This window comes from Pseudomonas sp. B28(2017) (assembly GCF_002113025.1).
GTDB lineage: Bacteria > Pseudomonadota > Gammaproteobacteria > Pseudomonadales > Pseudomonadaceae > Aquipseudomonas.
On record NZ_NEJH01000012.1, the window covers coordinates 137,595 to 161,455 of the forward strand.

At 58.7% G+C, this 23,861-nt stretch carries 21 protein-coding genes; 11 read left to right on the plus strand and 10 right to left on the minus strand.

What is annotated here, in order from left to right; all coding sequences use genetic code 11:
* Nucleotides 1-2 precede the first annotated feature (2 nt).
* From CAF65_RS23930 to dksA, 6 genes are all read right to left on the minus strand, one after another.
* Entirely contained in the window at nucleotides 3-1,403 is a 1,401-nt protein-coding gene (locus CAF65_RS23930; RefSeq protein WP_085718487.1) for a polynucleotide adenylyltransferase PcnB, read from the minus strand.
* Between the two features lie 736 nt (nucleotides 1,404-2,139).
* A complete protein-coding gene (locus CAF65_RS23940; RefSeq protein ID WP_085718489.1) occupies nucleotides 2,140-3,579 on the minus strand; it encodes a sigma-54 dependent transcriptional regulator in 1,440 nt (479 codons plus the stop codon).
* Between the two features lie 22 nt (nucleotides 3,580-3,601).
* Complete coding sequence (locus tag CAF65_RS23945) at nucleotides 3,602-6,556, minus strand: sensor histidine kinase (RefSeq protein ID WP_178076737.1); 2,955 nt, start codon at nucleotides 6,554-6,556, stop codon at nucleotides 3,602-3,604.
* Complete coding sequence (locus CAF65_RS28270; protein ID WP_003176118.1) at nucleotides 6,540-6,716, minus strand: hypothetical protein; 177 nt, start codon at nucleotides 6,714-6,716, stop codon at nucleotides 6,540-6,542. Before CAF65_RS28270 ends, CAF65_RS23945 begins: the two co-directional genes overlap by 17 nt.
* Nucleotides 6,717-6,793: 77 nt before the next feature.
* Nucleotides 6,794-7,684, minus strand: a complete 891-nt coding sequence (gene gluQRS, locus CAF65_RS23950; protein ID WP_085718491.1) for a tRNA glutamyl-Q(34) synthetase GluQRS — start codon at nucleotides 7,682-7,684, stop codon at nucleotides 6,794-6,796.
* A gap of 77 nt (nucleotides 7,685-7,761) precedes the next feature.
* Nucleotides 7,762-8,202, minus strand: a complete 441-nt coding sequence (gene dksA / locus CAF65_RS23955; RefSeq protein WP_007995322.1) for an RNA polymerase-binding protein DksA — start codon at nucleotides 8,200-8,202, stop codon at nucleotides 7,762-7,764.
* 334 nt (nucleotides 8,203-8,536) lie between these two features.
* Between dksA and CAF65_RS23960 the strand changes: the two genes are divergently transcribed.
* Together CAF65_RS23960 and sfsA are read left to right on the plus strand one after the other, a co-directional pair.
* Nucleotides 8,537-9,709 (plus strand): pyridoxal phosphate-dependent aminotransferase, encoded by a 1,173-nt coding sequence (locus tag CAF65_RS23960; protein WP_085718492.1) that lies wholly within the window; start codon nucleotides 8,537-8,539, stop codon nucleotides 9,707-9,709.
* The gene (gene sfsA / locus CAF65_RS23965; RefSeq protein WP_085718493.1) at nucleotides 9,709-10,422 is read left to right on the plus strand and encodes a DNA/RNA nuclease SfsA; all 714 of its coding nucleotides are present in this window, start codon (nucleotides 9,709-9,711) and stop codon (nucleotides 10,420-10,422) included. Before CAF65_RS23960 ends, sfsA begins: the two co-directional genes overlap by 1 nt.
* On the opposite strand, the gene CAF65_RS23970 is transcribed toward sfsA, so the two are convergent.
* The 4 genes from CAF65_RS23970 to CAF65_RS23990 form a co-directional block, all read right to left on the minus strand.
* Complete coding sequence (locus tag CAF65_RS23970) at nucleotides 10,419-10,736, minus strand: Rieske (2Fe-2S) protein (RefSeq protein WP_085718494.1); 318 nt, start codon at nucleotides 10,734-10,736, stop codon at nucleotides 10,419-10,421. The genes sfsA and CAF65_RS23970 overlap by 4 nt on opposite strands.
* A 484-nt stretch (nucleotides 10,737-11,220) precedes the next feature.
* Nucleotides 11,221-11,493, minus strand: a complete 273-nt coding sequence (locus tag CAF65_RS23975) for a TfoX/Sxy family protein (RefSeq protein WP_008020494.1) — start codon at nucleotides 11,491-11,493, stop codon at nucleotides 11,221-11,223.
* 243 nt (nucleotides 11,494-11,736) lie between these two features.
* Nucleotides 11,737-12,081: a pentapeptide repeat-containing protein gene (locus tag CAF65_RS23985; protein WP_008020496.1), complete on the minus strand. Its 345-nt coding sequence runs from the start codon at nucleotides 12,079-12,081 to the stop codon at nucleotides 11,737-11,739.
* 91 nt (nucleotides 12,082-12,172) lie between these two features.
* Nucleotides 12,173-13,729, minus strand: coding sequence for a bifunctional aminoglycoside phosphotransferase/ATP-binding protein (locus tag CAF65_RS23990; RefSeq protein ID WP_085718496.1), 1,557 nt, complete (start codon nucleotides 13,727-13,729; stop codon nucleotides 12,173-12,175).
* A 115-nt stretch (nucleotides 13,730-13,844) separates the two neighbouring features.
* On the opposite strand from CAF65_RS23990, the gene mrcB reads away from it, so the two are divergent.
* The 9 genes from mrcB to msrQ all read left to right on the plus strand — a co-directional run bounded on the left by mrcB (nucleotide 13,845) and on the right by msrQ (nucleotide 23,708).
* On the plus strand, nucleotides 13,845-16,163 hold the full coding sequence (mrcB, locus tag CAF65_RS23995; RefSeq protein ID WP_085718497.1) for a penicillin-binding protein 1B: 2,319 nt from the start codon (nucleotides 13,845-13,847) through the stop codon (nucleotides 16,161-16,163).
* A gap of 16 nt (nucleotides 16,164-16,179) precedes the next feature.
* On the plus strand, nucleotides 16,180-16,917 hold the full coding sequence (locus CAF65_RS24000; protein ID WP_085718498.1) for a tetratricopeptide repeat protein: 738 nt from the start codon (nucleotides 16,180-16,182) through the stop codon (nucleotides 16,915-16,917).
* Nucleotides 16,917-17,252 carry a YqcC family protein gene (locus CAF65_RS24005; protein ID WP_085718499.1) on the plus strand — a complete coding sequence of 112 codons (336 nt, stop codon included), beginning with the start codon at nucleotides 16,917-16,919 and terminating at the stop codon, nucleotides 17,250-17,252. Before CAF65_RS24000 ends, CAF65_RS24005 begins: the two co-directional genes overlap by 1 nt.
* Nucleotides 17,253-17,735: 483 nt before the next feature.
* Nucleotides 17,736-19,460, plus strand: a complete 1,725-nt coding sequence (locus CAF65_RS24010) for an acetolactate synthase 3 large subunit (protein WP_085718505.1) — start codon at nucleotides 17,736-17,738, stop codon at nucleotides 19,458-19,460.
* A 2-nt stretch (nucleotides 19,461-19,462) separates the two neighbouring features.
* Entirely contained in the window at nucleotides 19,463-19,954 is a 492-nt protein-coding gene (ilvN, locus tag CAF65_RS24015) for an acetolactate synthase small subunit (protein ID WP_003205610.1), read from the plus strand.
* 45 nt (nucleotides 19,955-19,999) lie between these two features.
* On the plus strand, nucleotides 20,000-21,016 hold the full coding sequence (ilvC, locus tag CAF65_RS24020) for a ketol-acid reductoisomerase (protein ID WP_007959661.1): 1,017 nt from the start codon (nucleotides 20,000-20,002) through the stop codon (nucleotides 21,014-21,016).
* A 145-nt stretch (nucleotides 21,017-21,161) separates the two neighbouring features.
* Complete coding sequence (gene pssA / locus CAF65_RS24025; protein ID WP_057400427.1) at nucleotides 21,162-22,016, plus strand: CDP-diacylglycerol--serine O-phosphatidyltransferase; 855 nt, start codon at nucleotides 21,162-21,164, stop codon at nucleotides 22,014-22,016.
* 58 nt (nucleotides 22,017-22,074) lie between these two features.
* Nucleotides 22,075-23,088 carry a protein-methionine-sulfoxide reductase catalytic subunit MsrP gene (msrP, locus tag CAF65_RS24030; RefSeq protein ID WP_085718500.1) on the plus strand — a complete coding sequence of 338 codons (1,014 nt, stop codon included), beginning with the start codon at nucleotides 22,075-22,077 and terminating at the stop codon, nucleotides 23,086-23,088.
* Nucleotides 23,088-23,708 carry a protein-methionine-sulfoxide reductase heme-binding subunit MsrQ gene (gene msrQ / locus CAF65_RS24035; RefSeq protein ID WP_085718501.1) on the plus strand — a complete coding sequence of 207 codons (621 nt, stop codon included), beginning with the start codon at nucleotides 23,088-23,090 and terminating at the stop codon, nucleotides 23,706-23,708. The genes msrP and msrQ overlap by 1 nt, the downstream gene beginning before the upstream one ends.
* Nucleotides 23,709-23,861 lie beyond the last annotated feature (153 nt).

A 23,861-nucleotide genomic window follows, 5' to 3' on the forward strand; every position in this document is an offset into this window, starting at 1 on the left:
GATTATTCGCCCGTGGTGCTCGAAGCACCGGCGGCGCGTTTGCGTTTGGAGCCACTGCTGCGGCGACGCTTGCGCGGGGCGCCGGTGCCTTCGTCCTTGCCGCTGAGGTCGCGAATCATGTCGCGGCGCTCACTGTCGTTGGCGTCCTGGTAGTCCGTCCACCAGTCTCCCAGGCCGTCGGTCTGCTCGCCAGCGCTTTCGCGTAGCAGCAAGAAGTCGTAGCCGGCGCGGAAGCGCGGATTGTCCAGCAACAGATCGGCACGCTTGCCGCTGCGGCGCGGCAGGCGTTCCTGCATGTCCCAGATCTCGCGGATCGGCATGGTGAAGCGTTTCGGAATCGCGATCCGTTGGCACTGTTCGGCAATCAGCTCGTGCGCCGCTTCCTGCATGGCCGGAATCGGTGGCATGCCACGTTCCTGCAGATGCAGGACCCGCGCCGGCAGGGCAGGCCAGAGCAGGGCTGCAAACAGGAACGCCGGGGTAACCGGTTTATTCTGCTTGATCCGCAGGTCGGTGTTGATCAGGGCTTCGCTGATCAGGGTGTGGGTATACGTCGGGTTGTATTCCAATGCTTCGGCGCTGGCCGGGAACAGTGGATCGAACAATTGCAGGTCGACCAGCATTTCAAACGTATCGGCGGCATGGCCGGAGAGGAACAGCTTGAGTACCTCTTCGAACAGGCGAGCCGACGGGATCTCGCGCAGCATCGGCGCCAGGTCGCGGATCGGCAGGGCGCTGTGTTTTTCGATGCCGAAGTTCAGCTTGGCGGCGAAACGCACGGCCCGCAGCATGCGTACCGGGTCTTCCTGATAGCGTTGCTTCGGATCGCCGATCAGGCGGATCAGGTGATTGCGGATGTCGTGTACGCCATTGGCGTAGTCGAGGATGCGTTCGCTGACCGGATCGTAATACAGGGCATTGATGGTGAAGTCGCGTCGTTGCGCGTCTTCTTCCAGGGTGCCATAGACGTTATCGCGCAAGATGCGCCCGCTTTCGTTGCGGGAGGACTGGTTGCTGTCTTCTTCGTCTTCGTTTTTCGGGTGATTGGCGCGAAAGGTCGCGACTTCGATGATTTCCCGGCCGAAGTGGATGTGCACCAGTTTGAATCGGCGCCCGATGATTCGCGCGTTACGGAATTCGGCCCGTACCTGCTCAGGGGTGGCGCTGGTGGCAACGTCGAAATCTTTCGGTGTGATACCCAGCAGCATGTCGCGCACGCAACCGCCAACCAGGTAAGCCTGATAACCGGCGCTCTGCAGGCGTTCAACGATATTCACTGCGTAGCGGCTGAATTGCGCCTTTTGCAGCGAATGTTGACCGCTGTTGAGCACTTCAGGCGTGCTGCGAATGTGTTGCGTAGGACGCTTGGGAGAACGGAATGACTGGAACAGCTTCTTCAGCATGGGATGCACTGTTTGAAGGAATATTCGGCCATAACAGAAGAATGACCGCATGATGGGCGGGGATTCTAGCATTTAGTCGGGGGATGGTGTAGGACGCAGCAGATATGAGCTGTAGGCCGCGGGCTTCAAGGCAGAAATTAGCAGATTTGCGGGTGTTTCCGAATAGCAGAAACCACAAGGGGAGCCGAAGCTCCCCAAGAAGTAGTTGCATGCTCTATTTTTATTTTTGGTTTTGGGCTTCTTGTTTTTGTTGAGCGCCCTTGCCATGAAGTTTTCCTTCATGACCCTCCCAATCGGGAGTCAAGAGCAAACGGATTGCTTTGGTCGCTGAATTGCAGTGATCTTTCGATCCAACCAGTACAGGCTCTGTCTTGGGACAGTTTTTGTTGTTCTCGGCCTGGTCGTGGGGCAAGCCCCAAATACAACGCCTCTCCAAAAGAATCAGTTAGCTGCGCCTCTCGCCGTCTTGTTTTTATTGTGCGTGAGTCGATACGTCTTATTTTTATTGTCTTGTGCATTGCTTGTTATTGTTCTTGTACCAAACATATAGCAGGGTGCGTGCCAACTTTTAAGAAGCCCAATAAAACAAGGGGTTAGGCCGGCTGGCAGGCATTTCGAGGACCAAAAAAAGCCGGGGCTTCGTTACCGTAAGCCCCGGCTTCTGTTACGTGAAAAAGCTGAGGTAACAGTTTTTTCCACAAAGTCACGTGTTACTCGCACATCAGACAGGCGCGGTTCAGCTCTCGCTGGCCACCCCGGTCTTACGCCGTGGAATGCCGAGGCGTTGACGGCGCTCCCACAGGCATTTGCGGCTGACCCCGAGCTTGCGAGCCAGCTCGGTTTCGGTCATGTGGTCCTGATGCTCGAGAACGAAATGCTGGAAGTAGTCTTCCAGGGAGAGGTCTTCGGTCGGTTCGTGGTTGTTGTTACTGGCATTGCTGTTGCCCTGTTGTGGGGGCAGGCCAATGAACTCGTCGTCTTCCAGGTCACCCAGTTCGATGTCGATGCCCAGCAGTTCGGCAGAAATCTCCGGGCTTTCGCACAGGATAACGGCGCGCTCGACGGCGTTCTCCAGTTCGCGAACGTTACCCGGCCAGGAGTAGTGACGAATGGCTTGCTCGGCATCCGCGGCGAACTTCAGGTCGGTGCGGTTGATTCGCGCACTTTGCCGTGCGAGGAAGGCGTTGGCGATTTCGTTGACGTCCGCACCGCGTTCGCGCAGGGCTGGCAGCTTCAGCGCAATAACGTGGAGGCGATAATACAAGTCTTCGCGGAACTGGCCGATCTTCGCCAGGCTCTTGAGGTCGCGGTGCGTCGCTGCGATCAGGCGCACATCGACTTTTTGCGACTGCACCGAGCCCACGCGACGAATTTCGCCTTCCTGCAATACTCGCAGCAGGCGAGCCTGGGCTTCCAGCGGCAGTTCGCCGATTTCATCGAGGAACAAGGTGCCGCCGTCCGCCGCTTCCACCAGGCCGGCGCGTCCGGCGCTGGCGCCGGTGAATGCACCCTTCTCGTGGCCGAACAGTTCGGATTCGATCAGGCTTTCCGGAATGGCCGCGCAGTTCACCGAAATCATCGGCGCCTTGGCGCGTTTTGACAGGTTGTGCAGAGCGCGCGCCACCAGCTCTTTACCGGTGCCCGATTCGCCCTGGATCAGAACGTTGGAATCGGTCGGCGCGACTTTGCGGATCTTGCCGTACAGGTCCTGCATCGGCGGGCACGAGCCGATAATGCCGATTTCACCGTTGCTGTTGTCGGTACCGGATTTCACCGCACCGTTGGCCGCCTTGCCGGCAACCGCTTCGCCACCGGCCTGTGCCGTTTGTCGGTCACGCAGGATTCGTGCGGCGGCTTGCAGCATTTCGTCGTGGTCGAATGGCTTGGCAATGTAATCCACCGCCCCCATTTTCATCGAGTCGACCGCCGAGCGCAGGCTGGCATAGCTGGTCATGATCAGCACAGGCGTGCCTTGGGCGAGCTTGATCAACTCCGTGCCAGGCGCGCCCGGCAGGCGCAGGTCACTGACGATCAGATCGAACGAGGGAATGGTGAAGCGTTCTTGTGCTTCCTGCACTGAACCGGCTTCGCTGACCTGATACTGGTTACGTTCCAGCAGGCGGCGCAAGGCGGAGCGGATAATGGTTTCGTCTTCGACGATCAAAATGTGCGGCATTGATTCGATACTCTCGACGGTCTCAGTTCACAGCGGACGTCGCTTCGACATGACGCGGCAAGGTAACCCTGATTCGGGTGCCGCGTTGGCTTTGAACATCAGCCGGGCTGTCGATGGTGATTTGTCCATAATGCTCTTCAACGATGGAATAGACCAGTGCAAGGCCCAGACCGGTGCCTTCGCCAGGGTCTTTGGTGGTGAAGAAAGGTTCGAACAATCGGTCCATGATGCTCGACGGGATACCACTGCCTTCGTCCTCCACGATCAGATCGACCGTGTGCTCGCCGGCTTCACTCTTGACCCGTACCGCACTGCCGGGAGGCGAGGCGTCACGGGCGTTTGAAAGCAGGTTGATCAATACCTGGGCCAGCCGTTGCGGGTCGCCTTCGACCCAGTGTTCGGGGTCGCACAGGTTGTAGAACTGCACTTCGAAATTGCGTCGGTTCAGGGCCAGCAGGCCGATGGCATCCTGAGCCACTTCGGCCAGACAGACGGGTTCGTCACTGTGCTGATGGCTGCCGGCATGGGCAAAGCTCATCAGCGACTGGACAATGCGCGATACGCGTTTGGTCTGCTCGAGGATCTGACCGCTGATTTCCTTCAGCTCGCCGTCTTCTTCCCTTTCTTCGCGCAGGTTCTGCGCCAGGCACGCGATACCGGTGATCGGGTTGCCGATTTCATGGGCCACGCCGGCCGCCAGTCGGCCGATGCTGGCCAGGCGCTCGGAGTGCACCAGTTTGTCCTCGAGCATCTGGGTTTCGGTCAGGTCCTCGACCAGCAATACCAAGCCGCTGTTGCCCGGCGCCAGCGGTTCATCGATGGCCGCTTTGTGCAGGTTCAGCCAGCGGGTCTGGCCATCGAGGGCCAGGTGCTGTTTGTGCAAGTGCTCGTCCGGCAGGTTGATGAAACCTTGCAGCAGTTCTTTCCATGGGTCGGCAATGGTGCTCAGGCGCGAACCGACCACGCGCTGCGCAGCGATGCCGGTGAGTTCCTCCATGGCCTTGTTCCACATGAGAATTTCCTGATCCTTGGCCAACGAGCAAACACCCATTGGCAATTCCTGCAGGGTCTGGCGATGATAGCGGCGCAGGGCATCGAGTTCGGCGGCCAGGCCTGTCAGGCGCGAGTGGTAGTCCTCGAGACGGCTTTCGATGAAGTGAATGTCTTCGGTGACGTAGTTTTCGCCGCCAGCCTTGTACGGCAGGAACGTCTCTACCATGTCCTGGGCCACGCTGGGACCCATCAGGCCGGAGAGGTTGGCTTCGATGCGGTCACGCAAGCGGCGCAGGGCATACGGCCGGCGTTCGTCGAAGGGCAGATAGAGGTCGCGCAGTGCCTGTTCCACTTCTTTTTGCGCCGCTTTTGCACCCAATGGTTTTGCAAGCTGTGTGGCGAATTCCTGGGGTGAGGCGGCGTGCAGTTCCCGGCGTTGCGGGCGGCGAACGTTATCCACGGCGCAGGCTTCGGCAGCGCTGGCTTCTTCGGTGCTGGCGTTGGTGAATAGCGAGATCAGGGTGAACATCAGCACGTTGGCTGCCAGCGAAGCAATCGCCGCCATGTGCCAGCTGGTGTCGTCCAGCACGTAGATCATGTTCAGCAGCGGAATGTAGAAGCCTTGCAGGTTGCCGACCAGCGGCAGCAGCATGGTCACCAGCCACACCAATATCCCCGCCAGCAAGCCGGCAATGAAGCCGCGACGGTTGGCGGTCGGCCAATACAGGACCGAGAGCACGCCCGGCAGGAACTGCAACGTGGCGACGAACGCGACAATGCCGAGGTTGGCCAGGTCCTGCTCGGCACCGAGCATCAGGTAGAAGCCGTAGCCGGCCATGATGATCGCGACAATCAGCGCCCGGCGGGTCCACTTCAGCCAGCGGTAGATGTTGCCTTCGGCCGGTGGCTGATACAGCGGCAGCACCAGGTGGTTCAAGGCCATCCCGGACAGTGCCAACGTGGTGACGATGATCAGGCCGCTGGCGGCGGAGAGCCCGCCGACATACGCCAGCAACGCCAGCGCCTTGCTGTTGGCGGCAATACCGATGCCCAGGGTAAAGTATTCCGGATTGGTGGTGGCGCCCAGTTTCAGGCCGGCCCAGAGAATCAGCGGCACCGCCAGGCTCATCAGCAGCAGGAACAGCGGCAGGCCCCAGCTCGCACTGACCAGCGAACGCGGGTTGAGGTTCTCGGTAAAGGTCATGTGATACATGTGTGGCATCACGATCGCCGAGGCAAAGAACACCAGCAACAGCGTACGCCACGGGCCTTCCTGCAAGGGCGTGTGCAGGGCAGCGAGCGCGGTCTGGTTTTGCAACAGCCAGAGCTCAAGCTGTTGCGGGCCGTCGAACACGCCGTATAGCGCATACAACCCGACACCGCCGAGGGCGATCAGCTTGATCACCGACTCGAAGGCAATCGCAAACACCAGGCCTTCATGCTTTTCGCGGGTGGCGATGTGGCGGGAGCCAAAGAAGATCGTGAACAGCGTAATCAATGCACAGAAGCTCAGGGCCACGCGATTCTGCACCGGCTCTTGGGTGAGAATGCCAATGGAGTCGGCGACCGCCTGAATCTGCAAGGCCAGCAGCGGCAGTACGCCGACCAGCATGAAAATCGTGGTCAGCGCACCGGCCCAGGTGCTGCGGAAGCGGAAAGCAAACAGGTCCGCCAAAGACGACAGTTGATAAGTGCGGGTGATCTTCAGGATCGGGTAGAGCAACACCGGCGCCAGCAGAAATGCCCCGGAGACACCCAGGTAGCTGGACAGAAAGCCGTAGCCGTACTGATAGGCCAGGCCCACGGTGCCGTAAAACGCCCAGGCACTGGCATAGACGCCCAGTGACAGGGTGTAAGTCAGCGGGTGGCGAATGATCGCCCGCGGGATCATGCCCCGTTCACTGATCCAGGCCACGCCGAACAGCACCGCCAGGTACGCGGCGCTGATCAGGATCATCTGGGTCAGGCTAAAGCTCATCGGCATCTTTTTGGCTCTGCAGGATGAAGGTCACGACGATCAGAATCAGCCAGAGCAGATAAGGGCGATACCAGGCGCCAGTGGCGTCGATCCACCAATCCATGATGGCCGGGGAAAACAGGTAAATCCCCACTACCAAAAGCAGGACCAAGCGATAGATGTACATCCCGGCCTCTCTTTTTTATGCGCGTGCCTGAAAACGTGCGGCGATGGTAACGGATGGGCGCGCCACTGCAAGTGCGATCACAATAGTTGCGCCTCGGGCAGGTTCAGTGTGCGCGGGATCAACGACGCATCCCAGTGGGCAATACCCCAGTTCAACACTTCCCGTGGCGTGGCGTAAGCCAGTTCGGTTCCCGGGTTCTGCCCCAGTGCGCGCAGCGCCCGCAGCAACAGCGGCGTTGCCTGATCCTCGGTCAACGGCGGCGAACGGTAGGATTTACCCAGTTTATTGCCATCGGGCTGAGTAATCAGCGGGATATGCAGATAACGCGGTTGAGGCAGGCCGAGCAGTTCCTGCAGGTAGAGTTGGCGGGGCGTGGAGTCCAGCAGGTCGGCCCCCCGAACGATATCGGTGATGCCCTGCCAGGCATCGTCCAGGACCACGGCTAATTGATAGGCGTAGAGTCCGTCGCGGCGGCGGATCACGAAGTCGCCGACTTCCCGGCCCAGATGCTGGCGGTATTCGCCCTGCACCCGGTCGAGGAAGTGGTATTCCAGTTCCGGTACGCGCAGGCGGATGGCAGCATCATCAGTGCCATGGCCGGCATTGCGGCACAGCCCCGGATAAATCCCGTTATACGCTTCCAGCTGTTTGCGTGAACAGGTGCAGGCGTAGGCCAGGCCGTGATTGAACAGGCGATTGAGCACCTCGGCATAGGCATCGTGGCGCTCGCTTTGGCGAACCAGGTCGCCATCCCACTCGAAGCCGTAGCTTTCCAGAGCCTTGAGAATGGCAGCCTGGGCGCCGGGTTCTTCACGGGGCGGGTCAAGGTCTTCCATGCGCATCAGCCAGCGTCCGCCCACCGAGCGCGCGTCAAGGTAGGAGGCCAGCGCAGCGACCAGCGAGCCGAAGTGCAGATGGCCGCTAGGGGTGGGGGCGAAGCGCCCGATGTAAGGAGTGTTGGCGGTCATGGGTGCATTCGAGGCCATACAAACATCAGAAACAAAAACGGAGCGTTCGCACGCTCCGTTCTTCGTTCAGGTCGCAATTATTTGCCGACTTGCTTTTCCTTGATTTCCGCCAGGGTCTTGCAGTCGATGCACAGGTCGGCGGTAGGGCGTGCTTCGAGGCGCTTGACACCGATTTCGATGCCGCAGGATTCACACCAGCCGTACTCTTCGTCTTCGATCAGCTGAAGTGTCTTGTCGATCTTCTTGATCAACTTGCGTTCACGATCGCGGGCACGCAGTTCGAGGGCGAATTCCTCTTCCTGGCTGGCACGGTCTGCCGGATCAGGAAAGTTGGCCGCTTCGTCCTTCATGTGGTCCACGGTCTTGTCGACACCTTCCATCAGCTCTTTTTTCCACTGATTCAGAACCTTGGTGAAGTGCTTGCGCATGGGCTCGCCCATGTACTCTTCGCCGGCTTTCTGAACATAGGGCTCGAAGCCACTGATCGTCTGGTTTTGCTGCTTTGCTTGGGTGGACATGAAATAGACCGCCTCTACTCTTGTAATCCATCTGCGCAGGATTGCTCCATCACCGACACCTGCCGGCCCCGCGGCTGCAAGCGGGCGAACTTACCAGATCAACTCGGGCCGCGCTACTCCCGGATGTCGAGCTCGCGGCACATGGTGCTTGCCAATGATGACAAACCGTTGTCTGGTGGCTCTGGAACCCTGCTCAATTATTGATTTTAGTCAAACCTTGCGTACGCGCTTGAGTCGTTTGTGCCCGGGGTTATAAGGCCTCTGACCGCTTTAGGTTCTCGCTCGTTCCTGCGCTTGGGTAGAATCGGTTTTTTCCCCCGTTGAAGGAAGGCCAATGGCTCAGCCCTACAGTGCCCGCAGTCGTGCGATCGAACCTTTCCATGTCATGGCGCTGTTGGCGCGGGCCAATGAATTGCAGGCAGCCGGTCATGATGTGATCCACCTGGAAATCGGCGAGCCGGACTTTACCACCGCCGAGCCGATCATCCGGGCCGGCCAGGCTGCGCTGACGGCAGGGCGGACCCGTTACACCGCCGCGCGCGGTATTCCGGAGTTGCGCGAGGCCATTTCGGGTTTTTATCAGCAGCGTTATGGTTTGAACATCGACCCACGGCGCATCCTCATCACGCCGGGTGGGTCCGGCGCGTTGCTGCTGGCCAGCGCTTTGCTGGTAGACCCCGGTAAACACTGGCTGCTGGCGGACCCTGGCTACCCGTGTAACCGGCATTTCCTGCGACTGGTGGAAGGCGCCGCACAATTGGTGCCGGTCGGTCCCGAGGTGCGTTATCAATTGACGCCTGGCCTGATCGAGCGTCATTGGGACCACGACAGCGTTGGCGCATTGGTGGCGTCGCCGGCCAATCCGACCGGCACGATCCTGACCCGCGACGAGTTGGCGAAGCTGTCTGTCGCGATCAAGGAGCGCCACGGTCACCTGGTGGTCGACGAGATTTATCACGGTCTGACCTATGGCACCGATGCGGCCAGCGTGCTGGAAGTCGATGACGGTGCATTCGTTCTTAATAGTTTTTCGAAGTATTTCGGGATGACCGGTTGGCGGCTGGGATGGCTGGTGGCCCCCGACGCGGCCGTCAGTGAGTTGGAAAAGCTCGCCCAGAATCTCTATATCAGTGCTCCAAGTATGGCCCAGCATGCAGCACTGGCCTGTTTCGAACCGGCAACCATCAGCATTCTCGAAGAGCGTCGCGCCGAATTTGGCCGGCGTCGGGATTACCTGCTGCCGGCCTTGCGTGAAATGGGCTTCGGCATTGCGGTGGAACCGGAGGGTGCTTTCTACTTGTACGCCGATATCAGCAAGTTCGGCGGCGATGCCTTCGCGTTCTGCAAACACTTTCTCGAAACCGAGCATGTTGCATTCACCCCGGGGCTGGATTTCGGGCGTTATCAGGCCGGGCATCATGTGCGGTTTGCCTATACGCAAAATCTCGAGCGTTTGCAGGAGGCGGTCGAGCGCATTGCCCGTGGGTTGCGGAGCTGGCAAGGCTGATGCGATTTCATCCTCCACTTGAAGAAGGTCGCCTGATTCGTCGTTACAAGCGTTTTCTCGCCGATATCGAAACCGTTGGCGGCGAGTTGTTGACCATTCACTGCCCGAACACAGGCTCGATGCTTAATTGTCAGGTCGAGGGCGGGCAGGTCTGGTTCAGCCGCTCCAACGACCCGAAACGCAAGTTGCCTGGCACTTGGGAGATCGGTGAAACCCCGCAGGGACGGCTGTTTTGCGTGAACACCGCCCGGGCCAATGGTTTGATCGAAGAGGCGCTGCGTGCGGGCATCATCACTGAGCTGAACGGCTTTACCGGGCTCAAGCGTGAAGTGGCTTATGGTCAGGAAAACAGTCGCATCGATTTTCGCCTTGATTACCCTGACGGGCCGGCCTACGTCGAAGTCAAAAGCGTGACCCTGGGCTTCGACGGTACGGCGGTGGCGGCGTTTCCCGATGCGGTCACCCAGCGTGGCGCCAAGCATCTGCGTGAGCTGGCCCACTTGGTCAGGGACGGTATTCGCGCGGTGCAGTTGTACTGCGTTTGCCTGACCGACATCGAGGCTGTGCGCCCGGCGCAGGAAATCGATGCGACTTATGCGCAGGCCTTGCGTGAAGCAATGGCCTGTGGGGTCGAGGTGTTGGCTTACGGCGTGCGATTGAATCATGAAGAAATGTTGGTCGACCGGCGTCTGGACGTGTTGCCGGGTGGCTAGAGGCTGATCCAGATCCCCTGTTCATCCTCGCGGCAGGCCACTGTGGTCAAGGCTTGCCCTGCGCAAGGGCCGGCGACGCATTCACCGTCTTCGATCAGGAACAGTGCGCCATGGGTGGCGCACTGGATCAGGCTGTTGCTGGGGTCGAGAAACTGGTCGGGATGCCACTCCAGACCGACTCCCCGGTGCGGGCAGCGATTGATGTAGACATAAACCTGTCCGCTGCGGCGCACCGCAAAAAGCTTTTGGCCATCGATGTCGAATCCGCGGCTGCTGTCGTTGATCAACTCGGTACCTGCGCAAAGCAGCTTCATGTCTATCCTCAGTCCCGCAACTCGTGACCGGATATGCCCGAGCTTGGCCGTTAAATGCTGACAATAATGAAATGGCCGTCTTGCCCGTCGGGTACAAGTGCCTGTCACCGAGGATACTTGGCCTGCTCCTTCGATGCCCGGGAAAACTTTAAAGGACGCTGTTTATGCGCTTGATTGCCCGCGTCGCCGTGATTTGCATGGGGCATCACCTGATCCGGTCAGTATTTTTCCACAGGCAAAAAAAGACCCGGCAAGAGCCGGGTCAAATAACCGTGATTAGCCTGATGAGGAGATAATCCGAGAGTCCGAACCAAGGGCTTTTCAGAATATCGACCAGTCTCGCGACCAGTTGTGATAATCATATCGATTCTCATTACCAAGTCAATCGTTGTTTCTTGAATTCTTTTCGATTTGCCGGATTTTCGTCTGCAGGCTCCGCAATCATTGGGCTGCAGGTTGCAAAACTTCAGTGAGTTTTGTCGGATCAGTTCTTGTGGCGTGAAGAGATGGCTTCCAATTGTCTGTTCAACGCCTCCTTGCGCTCGGCAGGAATGTCATTCCAGTGAACGTCCATCAGGGCGCCTTCGATTGCGTACAACAACACCTTGGACGCTCGAAAGCCGCGCGTACGCACGGCCCGATAAGCATCCACCGCCCCGAGGCGACGCAAGTCCGAAGCGCTATGGATGCCCACGGCATGCAGCCATTGCGCTGACGTCTTGCCAAGATTCTTCAGGTGTTGCAGTTCATCATTCATCAAGCCTCCTTGCGATGGCCGAATGGAGATCGTGGGCAATCTTCTGAGGAGTGTAGCCATCAGCAGGAAAAGCGTGATTGTTTGCTCGTTTCCGACGCAAATGCTTCTAAGAGACAAGTATTGGCTGCGTGTGAAAAGTCTGCGAATGCAGGAGGAAGAGGCGGGAAACAATCAGGAATTGCGGGTGAGCATCCACGCAGTCCAGCGCAACGGAGCGCTGGACGTGTCAGTCAGCGACGTTGATCAGCGGGTGCGATAGCGCAGTCGCGTACCGAAGTTCATCGACATCAGGATTTCGTCGGCACTGAGTTCCACCGGAAAGTAGGCGCCGGAGATTTGCGCGTGGGCCAGGCTCGCGCCTTCCAGGTTCGCCTTGCGAAAATCGATGCCGCGCAAGTCGGCGGAACGGAAGTAGGCGTCGCTGAAATCCACGCCGTCAGCATTCAGCTCGCGCAGGTCCAGCCCCCGGAAGTCTCCACCCACCATGTCGATGGGGCCATCCTTGGGGCGTTCACTGTTGAAGCCTCTGATGTCGTCTTTGTGCAGCAGGGCATAAAGCGGAGTGTCGAGAAGTTTCGGCTGGCTCATGTCGCATCACCTGATGGTTTTATGGCGCCAGTATAGTGCCACTATTTGACGGTCGTGAAGCCAATGCCGGCCTCACGACTGAAATAGTTTCCTACAGGCCTGGCAGGCGCTGGCGAATCTGTGCCACAACCGTATCGAGAGTCCCGCTTTCATTGGTCTGGATGCGCTTGCTGCAGAGGATTTCCGCGGGCGTCAGCGCTTCACGGCTGGCTTGCTGGGCTGCGATAACAGTCAAGGTGGCATCAGACGGGTCTTTCTTGTCTGCCTGGCGCTCGGCCAGCCAGCTTTCGATCACGGCCTGTGGCGCATTGCAGTCGAGAATCAGGAACGGTGCGCCGGTGGCCTCGGCCACCTTCGCGGCGCTGTCACGCTGATCACGCTTGAGGTAAGTGGCGTCGACCACCACCGGAAAGCCTGCACGCAAAATGACGTCGGCGATTTCATGCAGACGGGTATAAGTCGCCACGCTGGCGTCGGCACTGTAGATGCCGGCCTGTACATCATTCTCGACGGTTTGCTCGCCGAACAGACGCTTGCGCTCGACATCGGAGCGCAGGCGAATCGCACCCAGGGCTTCGACCAGGCGCATGGCGACATGGCTCTTGCCGACGGCGGAAACGCCGTGGGTAATGGCCATGAAGCGCGAAGGAATGGTGCTGTAGCTTTCCGCCAGGTTGGCGTAGTTGCGGTACTGGCGCAGGGTTGTGGCGCGCTGCACGGCGGTCGCCTCAGCTGGCATGCTGAACAGGGCGACTTTGGCGCGAACCAGTGCGCGGTAGGCTTTGTAGAAGTTCAGCAGTTCGAGGCCGCGATAGTCACCGGTCAGCTCCAGGTACTGGCTGATGAAACGACGCGCCAGGCACTTCAGGCCGCGATCTTCCAGGTCCATCGCCAGGAAGCCGGTGTCGGCATAAACGTCGGTAAAGCGAAACGGTTCGTTGAATTCGATGCAGTCGAAGATCACGACCTTGCCATCGATCACGGTTGCGTTGCCCAAGTGGATATCACCGTGGCATTCACGAATGAAACCTTCGGCCTTGCGCTGGGTGAGCAGTGGTTTGAGGCGCTCGAAGCTGCTTTCGGCCCAGGCTTGCAGGGCGTCGAGTTGCAGCAGGTCGGATTTGTCGCTGAGGAACGGACGGATCTGTTCGAAGTTCTGCCGCACCGGCGCCATGACGCTGTCCGGGGTGCCGGCTTCGTGCTCGGCTGGCACTTTCGGTGCGCTGAGATGGAAGCGGGCGATTTGTTCAGCCATCTCGTCGATGTGGGCGGTGGTCAGTTCGCCATTGGCCTGAAGGGTGCTCAGCAATCCGTTTTGCGGGAACTGGCGCATCTTCAGTACATATTCGATGGCCGGGCCTTCGCCGCCCAGTTGCGGAGCCTCGGCGCTGCCGGTGACGGGCAGCACTTCGAGGTACAGATCGTCGGTCAGGCGCTGGTTCAGGCGCAGTTCTTCAGTGCAAAAGTGTTCGCGAGCTTCAAGGCTGGTGAAGTCGAGAAAACCGAAATTGACCGGCTTCTTCACTTTATAAGCGAAGGGGCCTGTGAGAACGACCCAGGAAATGTGGGTTTCGATGACCTGGAATCCGTCTACAGGATGCGGGTAGAGGGCAGGGTTTTGCAGGGCAGCGATCAGGGACTGGCTCACAGGCGATCCTTCAGGGTCTGGAAAATCAAGGCCGCCATTATGGCCGTAAGTCCGCTTGGCGCAAACCTCGGAGCGCTCCTGTTGAGTATGAATAAAGTGCGTATAATCCGCCGCCATGACTCGTACTCGAACTCCCCGTACCCCAAAAAAACCACCCTCCAGGGGCCTGCGCCCGTGGTTGGGCTGGGCCATTAAACTCAGTCTGGTCGGCCTGGTCGTGCTGGCCGGATTCGCCGTTTACCTTGATGCAATCGTCCAGGAGAAGTTCTCCGGCAAGCGCTGGACCATTCCGGCCAAGGTTTACGCGCGCCCGCTCGAACTGTTCGTCGGACAAAAGCTGAGCAGGGACGATTTCCTGACAGAGCTCGATGCCCTGGGCTATCGCCGTGAAAGCGTGGCTAATGGTCCGGGTGCGGCGTCAGTCAACGGGAATACCGTTGATCTGAACACCCGTGGCTTCCAGTTCTATGAAGGCATGGAGCAAGCGCAGCCGGTGCGTGTGCGTTTCTCTGGCGATTACGTGGCCGAACTGTCGGGCGCAAAGGACTCGAAACTTTCCGTGGTGCGCCTGGAGCCGCTGCTGATCGGCGGTCTGTACCCGAAAAACCTCGAAGACCGGATTCTGATCAAGATCGATCAGGTGCCGCCGTACTTGCTTGAAACGCTGGTGGCTGTCGAGGACCGCGATTTTTATCATCACTTTGGTGTTTCACCGAAGTCGATCGCCCGTGCAATCTGGGTCAACGGTGCGTCCGGCCGCATGCGTCAGGGCGGCAGTACGCTGACTCAGCAGTTGGTGAAAAACTTCTACCTGACCAACGAGCGCAGCTTGAGCCGGAAACTCACCGAAGCAATGATGGCGCTGCTGCTCGAGCTGCATTACGACAAGCGCGAAATCCTCGAGGCATACCTCAATGAGGTGTTTATCGGGCAGGACGGTCAGCGCGCGGTGCACGGTTTCGGTCTGGCCAGCCAGTTCTTCTTCAGTCAGCCACTGGCCGAACTCAAGCTGCATCAAGTCGCACTGCTGGTGGGCATGGTCAAGGGGCCTTCTTCCTATAACCCGCGTCGTTATCCGGAGCGTGCCCTTGAGCGGCGCAACCTGGTGCTCGATGTCCTGCAAGAGCAGGGCGTCGCGACTGCCGAGCAGGTTGAGGCCGCGAAGAAAATGCCGCTGGGCGTGACCAAGCGCGGTAGTCTCGCGGACAGCTCGTTCCCCGGCTTCCTCGATCTGGTCAAGCGCCAGTTGCGTGAAGATTATCGCGACGAAGACTTGACCGAAGAAGGCCTGCGGATCTTCACCAGTTTCGACCCGATCCTGCAGATGAAGGCCGAGGCGTCGGTCAACGACACCTTCAAGCGCCTGGCCGGGCGCAAGGGTTCCGATGACGTCGAAGCGGCAATGGTTGTGACCAACCCGGAGACCGGCGAAGTACAGGCCATGATCGGCAGTCGTCAGGCCAGTTTTGCCGGGTTCAACCGGGCGCTGGATGCGGTACGGCCGATCGGCTCGCTGATCAAGCCGGCGGTTTATCTGACCGCGCTGGAGAAGCCTAGCCAGTACACATTGACCAGTTGGCTGTCGGACGAAGTCTTCTCGGTCAAGGGCGCCGACGGCCAGGTCTGGAAGCCGCAGAACTACGATCGTCGTTCTCACGGTACCGTCTTCCTTTATCAGGGCCTGGCGCATTCCTACAACCTGTCGACCGCGCGTCTCGGTCTGGCGGTCGGTGTACCGAACGTTCTGAAGACGCTGGAGCGCCTGGGTGTGACTCGTGAGTTCCCGGCCTTTCCGTCGATGTTGCTCGGCGCTGGCGGCATGACACCCATCGAAGTGGCGACCATGTACCAGACCCTCGCCAACGGCGGCTTCAATACGCCGATGCGCGGGATTCGTAGCGTGCTGACTGCCGAGGGCGAGCCGCTCAAGCGTTATCCGTTCCAGATTCAGCAGCGTTTCGACCCGGCCTCCATTTACCTGATCCAGAGCGCCATGCAGCGCGTGATGCGTGAAGGTACCGGCAGCTCGGTTTATAACGTGTTGCCAAGGAGTTTGACCCTGGCGGGTAAGACCGGCACCAGTAACGACTCGCGGGACAGTTGGTTTGCCGGTTTCAGCCAGGACTTGCTGGCGGTGGTCTGGCTGGGGCGCGACGACAACGGCAAGACGCCTTTCACTGGTGCCACCGGGGCCTTGCAGGTTTGGACCAGCTTCATGCGCAAGGCTGATCCACTTCCCCTGGACATGCCGCAGCCGGACAATATCGTTCAGGCCTGGGTTGATTCGCGAACCGGGCAAGGTTCTGACGCCGGTTGCCCCGGTGCCGTGCAGATGCCGTATATTCGCGGCAGCGAACCGCCTCCCGGTGCTGTTTGCGGTGGTGAAAACCCTGCCGAGACGGTGATGGATTGGGTCAAGGGCTGGATGAATTAAGCAAAGAGGGCTTCAAGTGAACAAGTGGTTGATTCCAGCGGTTGCCGCCGTAGCTTTGCTCAGCGGTTGCTCCACCGTACAACGTGGCTCGATTCCGGTTGTGGATTCCGGGACCGCCGTGTCCAACAGTGAGCGGATCTCGGCCAATGGCGGCTTCCGCCAGTCGACCGTCAAGCGCCCTGTACAAGGTCAGTCGCGGGCCCAGGCGATTCCGCAAGGTGACAGCGGCGTTGTGGTGATGGTGCCAGGCGCTGCAACGACTTCAACGCCGATCAGCACCACGCCGATTACCCCGGGTCCGATCACGCCGGGGCCGATTGACACGTCGCCGATCCAGTCGGCGCCGATCAATCAGGGCAGCTACAGTATGCCGTCGTCGCCAAGCGGGATTCCGTCAGCCAGTTCGGGCGGGCTGTCTGCCGACGAGCAACTGGACGGCCCGGTATTGGCTTTGCTGACCACCGCTCAACAGCAGCAGGCGAGCGGTGATCTCAATGGTGCTTCCTCCAGTCTCGAGCGCGCCCAGCGCGTTGCTCCGCGTGAGCCGCAGGTGCTTTACCGTCTGGCGCAGGTGCGGATGGCTCAAGGCGATGCGGCCCAGGCTGAGCAATTCGCTCGCCGCGGGCTGACTTTTGCCAGTGGCCGTCCAGCCCTTCAGGCGAACTTGTGGGAACTGATTGCCCAGGCGCGAGAAAAACAGAGTGACTCCCAGGGCGCGGCATTGGCTCGTCAGAAGGCCAAGGTAACGCTGTGATGGATGCGCGCTTTGTGAAAATCGCCGATCAACTGTTGTTGATCGAGCGCGAATTACGGGTGCAAGGATGGTGGGATGAAGTCTCGCCATCTGCTGAAGCACTTTCCAGCGCCGAGCCGTTTTCGGTCGATACACTGGATTTCGAGCAATGGCTGCAATGGATCTTCCTGCCACGCATGAAGATGATCCTCGAGCAGAATTTGCCGCTACCCAATGCTTCGGGCATTCAGGAAATGGCCGAAATGGTCTTTGCCGGACGCAATGTCCAGGGCAAGGATCGGCAGTTGCAGGCATTGCTCAAAGAGTTTGATCAGCTGATCACAGCGTCTCGCTGAGCCAGAAGCTGCCAGCGTCCGCTGGCAGTTGTCCACAATCTCTCTCTATTTTGTCGGCCGCTGTAGGCTAAGTGCATGTGCGTGCCAATTTTTTGCCAAAACTTGCGCAATTGAAGCTAACACGCAACGGATTTACAGGTTTTTTCTTGCGTTCTCATGTGCTTACTAGGATAAAGCTCATAGACGACTTGACTTGCGAAGGGCGAAACAGAAGAATCCAAAGTCCGCTGTACAGGGACTGCCAGAAGCAGACCCTCTCAGCAGATCATGAGGCGCATATCCGCGTCGACCTGTTACACCCGCAACGCGTTACCTCGCGCTGGGTGGGAAAGGCCCGCAACACTTGGGACGATCCCAATACTTGCTCAGTCAGTGCTGACGTAGTCGGCGACCACCGTCGCTCATGCTCTGCTGAGAAGTAAACCTATTAAGACCCGTCCTATTTTTCGTGGGCGGTATTCTGGCGTTTTAGAGGTGAGCAACGTGGAGCTTTTATCTGGCGGTGAGATGCTCGTCCGCTTTTTGCGCGACGAAGGCGTCAAATATATCTACGGGTACCCGGGTGGTGCTCTTCTTCATGTCTACGATGCCCTGTTCAAAGAACCGGAAGTGACCCACATCCTGGTTCGTCACGAGCAAGCGGCTACCCATATGGCTGACGGTTACGCCCGTGCCACCGGTAAAGCCGGCGTGGTACTGGTGACTTCCGGTCCGGGTGCAACCAATGCCATTACCGGTATCGCCACGGCCTACATGGACTCCATTCCGATGGTGATCATTTCCGGGCAGGTACCGAGCACCATGGTCGGTACCGATGCGTTCCAGGAAACCGACATGATCGGTATCTCCCGGCCAATCGTGAAGCACAGCTTCATGATCAAGCACGCGTCGGAAATCCCGGAAGTCATGAAGAAGGCGTTCTACCTGGCGCAATCCGGTCGTCCTGGCCCGGTCGTTGTCGATATCCCGAAAGACATGACCAACCCGGCCGAGAAGTTCGAATACGTCTTCCCGAAAAAGGCCAAGCTGCGTTCCTACAGCCCGGCTGTTCGTGGTCACTCCGGTCAAATCCGCAAGGCGGCAGAAATGCTCCTGGCGGCCAAGCGCCCTGTGTTGTACTCGGGCGGCGGCGTGATCCTCGGCGGTGGTTCCGCACCACTGACCGAACTGGCGAAGATGCTCAACCTGCCAGTGACCAATACCCTGATGGGCCTCGGTGGCTACCCTGGCACCGACCGTCAGTTCATCGGCATGCTCGGCATGCACGGCAGCTACACCGCGAACCTGGCGATGCACCATGCTGACGTGATCCTGGCAGTCGGTGCGCGTTTCGACGATCGCGTAATCAACGGCGCGCCGAAGTTCTGCCCGAACGCCAAGATCATTCACATCGACATCGACCCGGCTTCGATTTCCAAAACCATCAAGGCTGACGTGCCAATCGTCGGTCCGGTGGAGAGCGTCCTGACCGAAATGGTCGCGATCCTCAAGGAAATCGGCGAAACCCCGAACAAGGAAGCGGTCGCCAGCTGGTGGAAGCAGGTTGATGAGTGGCGCGGTGATCGCGGCCTGTTCCCTTACGACAAGGGCGACGGCAGCAAGATCAAGCCGCAGACCGTGATCGAAACCCTGTGCGAAGTGACCAAGGGCGACGCCTTTGTGACCTCCGACGTGGGCCAGCACCAGATGTTTGCTGCGCAGTACTACAAGTTCAACAAGCCGAACCGCTGGATCAACTCCGGTGGCCTGGGCACGATGGGCTTCGGTCTGCCGGCCGCTATGGGTATCGCCCTGAGCTTCCCTGACACCGATGTTGCGTGCGTCACCGGTGAAGGCAGTATCCAGATGAACATCCAGGAGCTGTCGACCTGCTTGCAATATGGTTTGCCGGTCAAGATCGTCATCCTCAACAACGGTGTTCTGGGTATGGTTCGTCAGTGGCAGGACATGAGTTACGGCAGCCGTCACTCGCACTCCTACATGGAATCCTTGCCTGACTTCGTCAAGCTGGCTGAAGCCTATGGCCACGTCGGCGTGCGCATCACCGAATCGAAAGATTTGAAGTCGAAGATGGAAGAGGCGTTCGCCATGAAAGATCGCCTGGTGGTGATCGACATTTCGGTCGACACCAGCGAGCACGTCTATCCGATGCAGATCAAAGACGGCTCCATGCGCGATATGTGGCTGAGCAAGACGGAGCGTACCTAATCATGCGGCACATTATTTCCTTGCTTCTGGAAAACGAACCTGGTGCTTTGTCTCGCGTAGTCGGCCTGTTCTCGCAGCGCAACTACAACATCGAAAGCCTGACCGTGGCGCCAACCGAAGACCCGACCCTGTCGCGTCTGACGCTGACCACTGTCGGTCACGATGAAATCATCGAGCAGATCACCAAAAACCTGAACAAGCTGATCGAAGTGGTCAAGCTGGTGGACCTGTCGGAAAGCGCTCACATCGAGCGTGAACTGATGCTGGTCAAGGTCAAGGCCACTGGCGCCCAGCGCGCCGAGATCAAACGCACCACCGATATTTACCGTGGACAGATCGTCGACGTCAGCGCCAGCGTGTATACCGTTCAACTGACCGGTACCAGCGACAAGCTCGACAGCTTCATTCAGTCCATTGGCACCGCCTCGATTCTGGAAACCGTCCGTAGTGGCGTCACCGGTATTGCCCGCGGCGACAAAGTACTCAGCATCTAAACCAAATTAGCGAACGGCCTGAACGGCCTGATATAGGGGAAATTCATGAAAGTTTTCTACGATAAAGACTGCGACCTGTCGATCATCCAGGGCAAAAAAGTTGCCATCATCGGTTACGGTTCCCAGGGTCACGCTCAAGCGTGCAACCTGAAAGATTCCGGCGTTGACGTGACTGTCGGTCTGCGTAAAGGTTCGGCTACCGTTGCCAAGGCTGAAGCCCACGGCCTGAAAGTGACCGACGTGGCTGCCGCTGTTGCCGGCGCCGACCTGGTCATGATCCTGACCCCGGACGAGTTCCAGTCCCAGCTGTACAAGAACGAAATCGAGCCGAACATCAAGAAAGGCGCCACCCTGGCCTTCTCTCACGGCTTCGCGATCCACTACAACCAGGTTGTTCCGCGCGCTGACCTCGACGTGATCATGATCGCGCCGAAAGCCCCGGGCCACACCGTTCGTTCCGAGTTCGTGAAAGGCGGCGGTATCCCTGACCTGATCGCTATCTACCAGGACGCCTCGGGCAACGCCAAGAACGTTGCACTGTCCTACGCTGCCGGCGTTGGTGGCGGTCGTACCGGCATCATCGAAACCACCTTCAAGGACGAGACCGAAACCGACCTGTTCGGCGAACAAGCCGTTCTGTGCGGCGGTACCGTTGAGTTGGTAAAAGCCGGTTTCGAAACCCTGGTCGAAGCTGGCTACGCGCCGGAAATGGCCTACTTCGAGTGCCTGCACGAACTGAAGCTGATCGTTGACCTCATGTATGAAGGCGGTATCGCCAACATGAACTACTCGATCTCCAACAACGCCGAATACGGCGAGTACGTGACCGGCCCTGAAGTCATCAACGCCGAATCCCGTCAGGCCATGCGCAACGCCCTGAAACGTATTCAGGACGGCGAATACGCCAAGATGTTCATCAGCGAAGGCGCTACCGGCTATCCTTCGATGACCGCCAAGCGTCGTAACAACGCCGCTCACGGTATCGAAATCATCGGCGAGCAACTGCGCTCCATGATGCCGTGGATCGGTGCCAACAAGATCGTCGACAAAGCCAAAAACTAAGTCACGCGCTTGTACGAAAAAACGCGGCTTAGGCCGCGTTTTTTCGTTTGGGAGGCCGGTTCTGGTATAAAGCTGCATCGTTTGTGGCCGAACCGTCGTCCCAGACACCTGTCCAAACTTTCCACCCCGTTGCAAGGTAATGTCCATGAGCGAACGCCCCGAAGAGCCAAACCAGGCTTCTGACGCCGAAAGCCTGCTGCCCATCGATGAACATGTCGAGGAAGGGCATGACGCTGAAGGTCGTAAAGTCCGGCATCGTGGTATCTATCTTCTGCCGAATCTGTTCACCACTGCGAACCTGTTCGCAGGGTTCTACTCCATCATCAACTCGATGAGCGCCCAGGCTGCCTTGAGCGCCGGCGACTCGGTCAATGCGAGCAAGTACTTTGCGTTTGCCGCCATCGCCATTTTCGTCGCGATGGTACTCGACGGCCTTGATGGTCGGGTTGCGCGCATGACCAACACGCAGAGCGCTTTTGGTGCCGAGTACGACTCGCTGTCGGACATGGTCGCCTTTGGAGTTGCGCCGGCATTGCTGGCCTTCGGTTGGGCCTTGGGTGACATGGGCAAGGTCGGCTGGATGGTTGCCTTCGTTTATGTCGCGGGTGCGGCGCTGCGTCTCGCGCGCTTCAATACTCAAGTCGGTACGGCGGACAAACGCTACTTCATAGGCCTGGCCAGCCCGGCGGCGGCGGGTGTTGTTGCGGGCATTGTCTGGGCATTCAGCGATTACGGCATCCAGGGCTCCAAGATGTCTTTCCTGGTGGCGCTGATGGTTGCTGCGGCCGGCATGCTGATGGTCAGCAACATCAAATACAACAGCTTCAAGGAGCTGGATCTGAAGGGGCGAGTGCCTTTCGTGGCGATTCTCGCTGTGGTGCTGGTCTTCGCAGTGGTATTCAGTGATCCGCCGCGCATCCTGCTGCTGGTGTTTCTCGCCTATGCAGCTTCCGGTCCGGTTCAATACCTGTTACGCCTTCGCCGTAACAAGAGCGCGTAATTTCCCTCATACTCCGCAGTCTATGGGTGCATCTGTCCTCCAAAGCTGCGGAGTAACCATGCTGATCAAAGTCTCCAAGGCGTCCGACTGCCATGAGTCGGACGTCACACCTGAATCCCTCTATCTATCTCGACGCAAAGTGCTCGGTTCCACGGTTGCCGGTCTGGCTTTGGGCTGCCTGCCGCAATGGGCCAGCGCTGGCGATGCTGCGCGCTACCCGGATGTCGAATCCGGCAAGGCGCCCTCCTGGCTCAGCGAAAAGCTTGCGACTACCCAGTGGGGCGCGGTCAACGTCAAGGATGAGGCGATCACGCCATTCAAGGATGCGACCCGTTACAACAACTTCTACGAGTTCGGCGCAGATAAAGGTGATCCAGCTGCCAATGCGGGCACACTAAAGACGGAACCGTGGTCCGTGGTGGTGGACGGGGAGGTGGGCAAGCCTGGGCGGTATGCGCTGGAAGACTTCATGAAGCCGTATCAGTTGGAGGAGCGAATCTACCGACTGCGTTGCGTGGAGGCCTGGTCGATGGTCATTCCCTGGATCGGTTTTCCCCTCTCGGTTTTGCTCAAGGAGGTCGAGCCGACCTCGAAAGCCAGATTCATCCGCTTCGAAACCCTGCAGGATCCCAAGAGCATGCCGGGTCAGCGCTCCGGTTTTGCCTTGATCGACTGGCCATATATAGAAGGGCTGCGTCTTGATGAGGCGATGAACCCGTTGGCGATTCTCGCGGTAGGCATGTACGGGCGTGAGCTGCCTAATCAAAACGGTGCGCCGCTGCGATTGGTGGTGCCATGGAAATACGGTTTCAAGAGCATTAAGTCCATCGTGCGTATCAGTCTGGTCAGCGAGCAGCCGAAAACCACCTGGCAGGGCATTGCACCGGATGAATATGGCTTTTATGCGAACGTGAATCCCACCGTTGATCATCCTCGCTGGACTCAGGCTCGTGAACGCCGCCTGCCCAGCGGGTTGCTCAAACCCAATGTGCGCGACACGCAAATGTTCAACGGCTATTCAGAGGAAGTCGCCTCTCTATATGCGGGGCTCGACCTGAGGGTGAATTACTGATGCGCTATCCGTTTTGGCGTATCGGCGTCTTTATTGTGGTGTTGGTGTGGCCGCTGATGTGGTTGTACCAGGCCTGGGACGATGTGCTTGGGCCGGATCCGGGCAAGGTGCTGGTCGATCGCCTGGGTTTGGGGGCGCTTGTTCTGCTGCTTGTAACGTTGAGCATGGCGCCTTTGCAGAAGCTCACCGGTTGGGCGGGGTGGGGCTCCGTGCGGCGACAGTTGGGATTGTGGTGTTTTACCTATGTGCTGCTCCACCTCATTAGTTATTCCGCATTCATTCTTGGTTTTGACTGGTCACAGCTGAGTGTCGAGTTGCGCAAGCGGCCTTACATTATTGTCGGGGCGCTGGGCTTTCTAGAATTGCTGGCATTGGCGGTGACTTCCAATCGATACAGTCAGCGGCGATTGGGTGCTCGCTGGAAGCAGTTGCATCGCCTGGCTTATGTAATTCTCGGGCTTGGATTGCTGCATATGCTCTGGATTGTGCGCGCCGACCTGAAGGAGTGGGCGATCTATGCGTCTATAGGGGTAGTGCTGTTAGTGCTGCGGCTACCGCCTTTAGCTCGTCGAATCCCGCGGTTGATGGCTAAAAAGGGCTCTTCTGCCAAAAAGGCGTAAATAGTGGTTGACGGCAGATTCTGGAGGCCTATAATTCGCCCCACTTCCGGCGCAGTCGAAACGGAAAACTCCTTGTTAAACAATGAGTTACGCAGATTTCGGCGGCAGGTTGCTTCAGGTCATCGAAGCTGAAAGGAAGTTGAAAAAGAGGTG

Excerpts from the sequence above, each read along its gene's own strand:
- CAF65_RS23930 (WP_085718487.1), bottom strand. The coding sequence starts at position 1,403 with ATGCTGAAGAAGCTGTTCCAGTCATTCCGTTCTCCCAAGCGTCCTACG.
- CAF65_RS23940 (WP_085718489.1), bottom strand. The coding sequence starts at position 3,579 with ATGCCGCACATTTTGATCGTCGAAGACGAAACCATTATCCGCTCCGCC.
- CAF65_RS23945 (WP_178076737.1), bottom strand. The coding sequence starts at position 6,556 with ATGCCGATGAGCTTTAGCCTGACCCAGATGATCCTGATCAGCGCCGCG.
- CAF65_RS28270 (WP_003176118.1), bottom strand. The coding sequence starts at position 6,716 with ATGTACATCTATCGCTTGGTCCTGCTTTTGGTAGTGGGGATTTACCTG.
- gluQRS (WP_085718491.1), bottom strand. The coding sequence starts at position 7,684 with ATGACCGCCAACACTCCTTACATCGGGCGCTTCGCCCCCACCCCTAGC.
- dksA (WP_007995322.1), bottom strand. The coding sequence starts at position 8,202 with ATGTCCACCCAAGCAAAGCAGCAAAACCAGACGATCAGTGGCTTCGAG.
- CAF65_RS23960 (WP_085718492.1), top strand. The coding sequence starts at position 8,537 with ATGGCTCAGCCCTACAGTGCCCGCAGTCGTGCGATCGAACCTTTCCAT.
- sfsA (WP_085718493.1), top strand. The coding sequence starts at position 9,709 with ATGCGATTTCATCCTCCACTTGAAGAAGGTCGCCTGATTCGTCGTTAC.
- CAF65_RS23970 (WP_085718494.1), bottom strand. The coding sequence starts at position 10,736 with ATGAAGCTGCTTTGCGCAGGTACCGAGTTGATCAACGACAGCAGCCGC.
- CAF65_RS23975 (WP_008020494.1), bottom strand. The coding sequence starts at position 11,493 with ATGAATGATGAACTGCAACACCTGAAGAATCTTGGCAAGACGTCAGCG.
- CAF65_RS23985 (WP_008020496.1), bottom strand. The coding sequence starts at position 12,081 with ATGAGCCAGCCGAAACTTCTCGACACTCCGCTTTATGCCCTGCTGCAC.
- mrcB (WP_085718497.1), top strand. The coding sequence starts at position 13,845 with ATGACTCGTACTCGAACTCCCCGTACCCCAAAAAAACCACCCTCCAGG.
- CAF65_RS24005 (WP_085718499.1), top strand. The coding sequence starts at position 16,917 with ATGGATGCGCGCTTTGTGAAAATCGCCGATCAACTGTTGTTGATCGAG.
- ilvN (WP_003205610.1), top strand. The coding sequence starts at position 19,463 with ATGCGGCACATTATTTCCTTGCTTCTGGAAAACGAACCTGGTGCTTTG.
- ilvC (WP_007959661.1), top strand. The coding sequence starts at position 20,000 with ATGAAAGTTTTCTACGATAAAGACTGCGACCTGTCGATCATCCAGGGC.
- pssA (WP_057400427.1), top strand. The coding sequence starts at position 21,162 with ATGAGCGAACGCCCCGAAGAGCCAAACCAGGCTTCTGACGCCGAAAGC.
- msrP (WP_085718500.1), top strand. The coding sequence starts at position 22,075 with ATGCTGATCAAAGTCTCCAAGGCGTCCGACTGCCATGAGTCGGACGTC.
- msrQ (WP_085718501.1), top strand. The coding sequence starts at position 23,088 with ATGCGCTATCCGTTTTGGCGTATCGGCGTCTTTATTGTGGTGTTGGTG.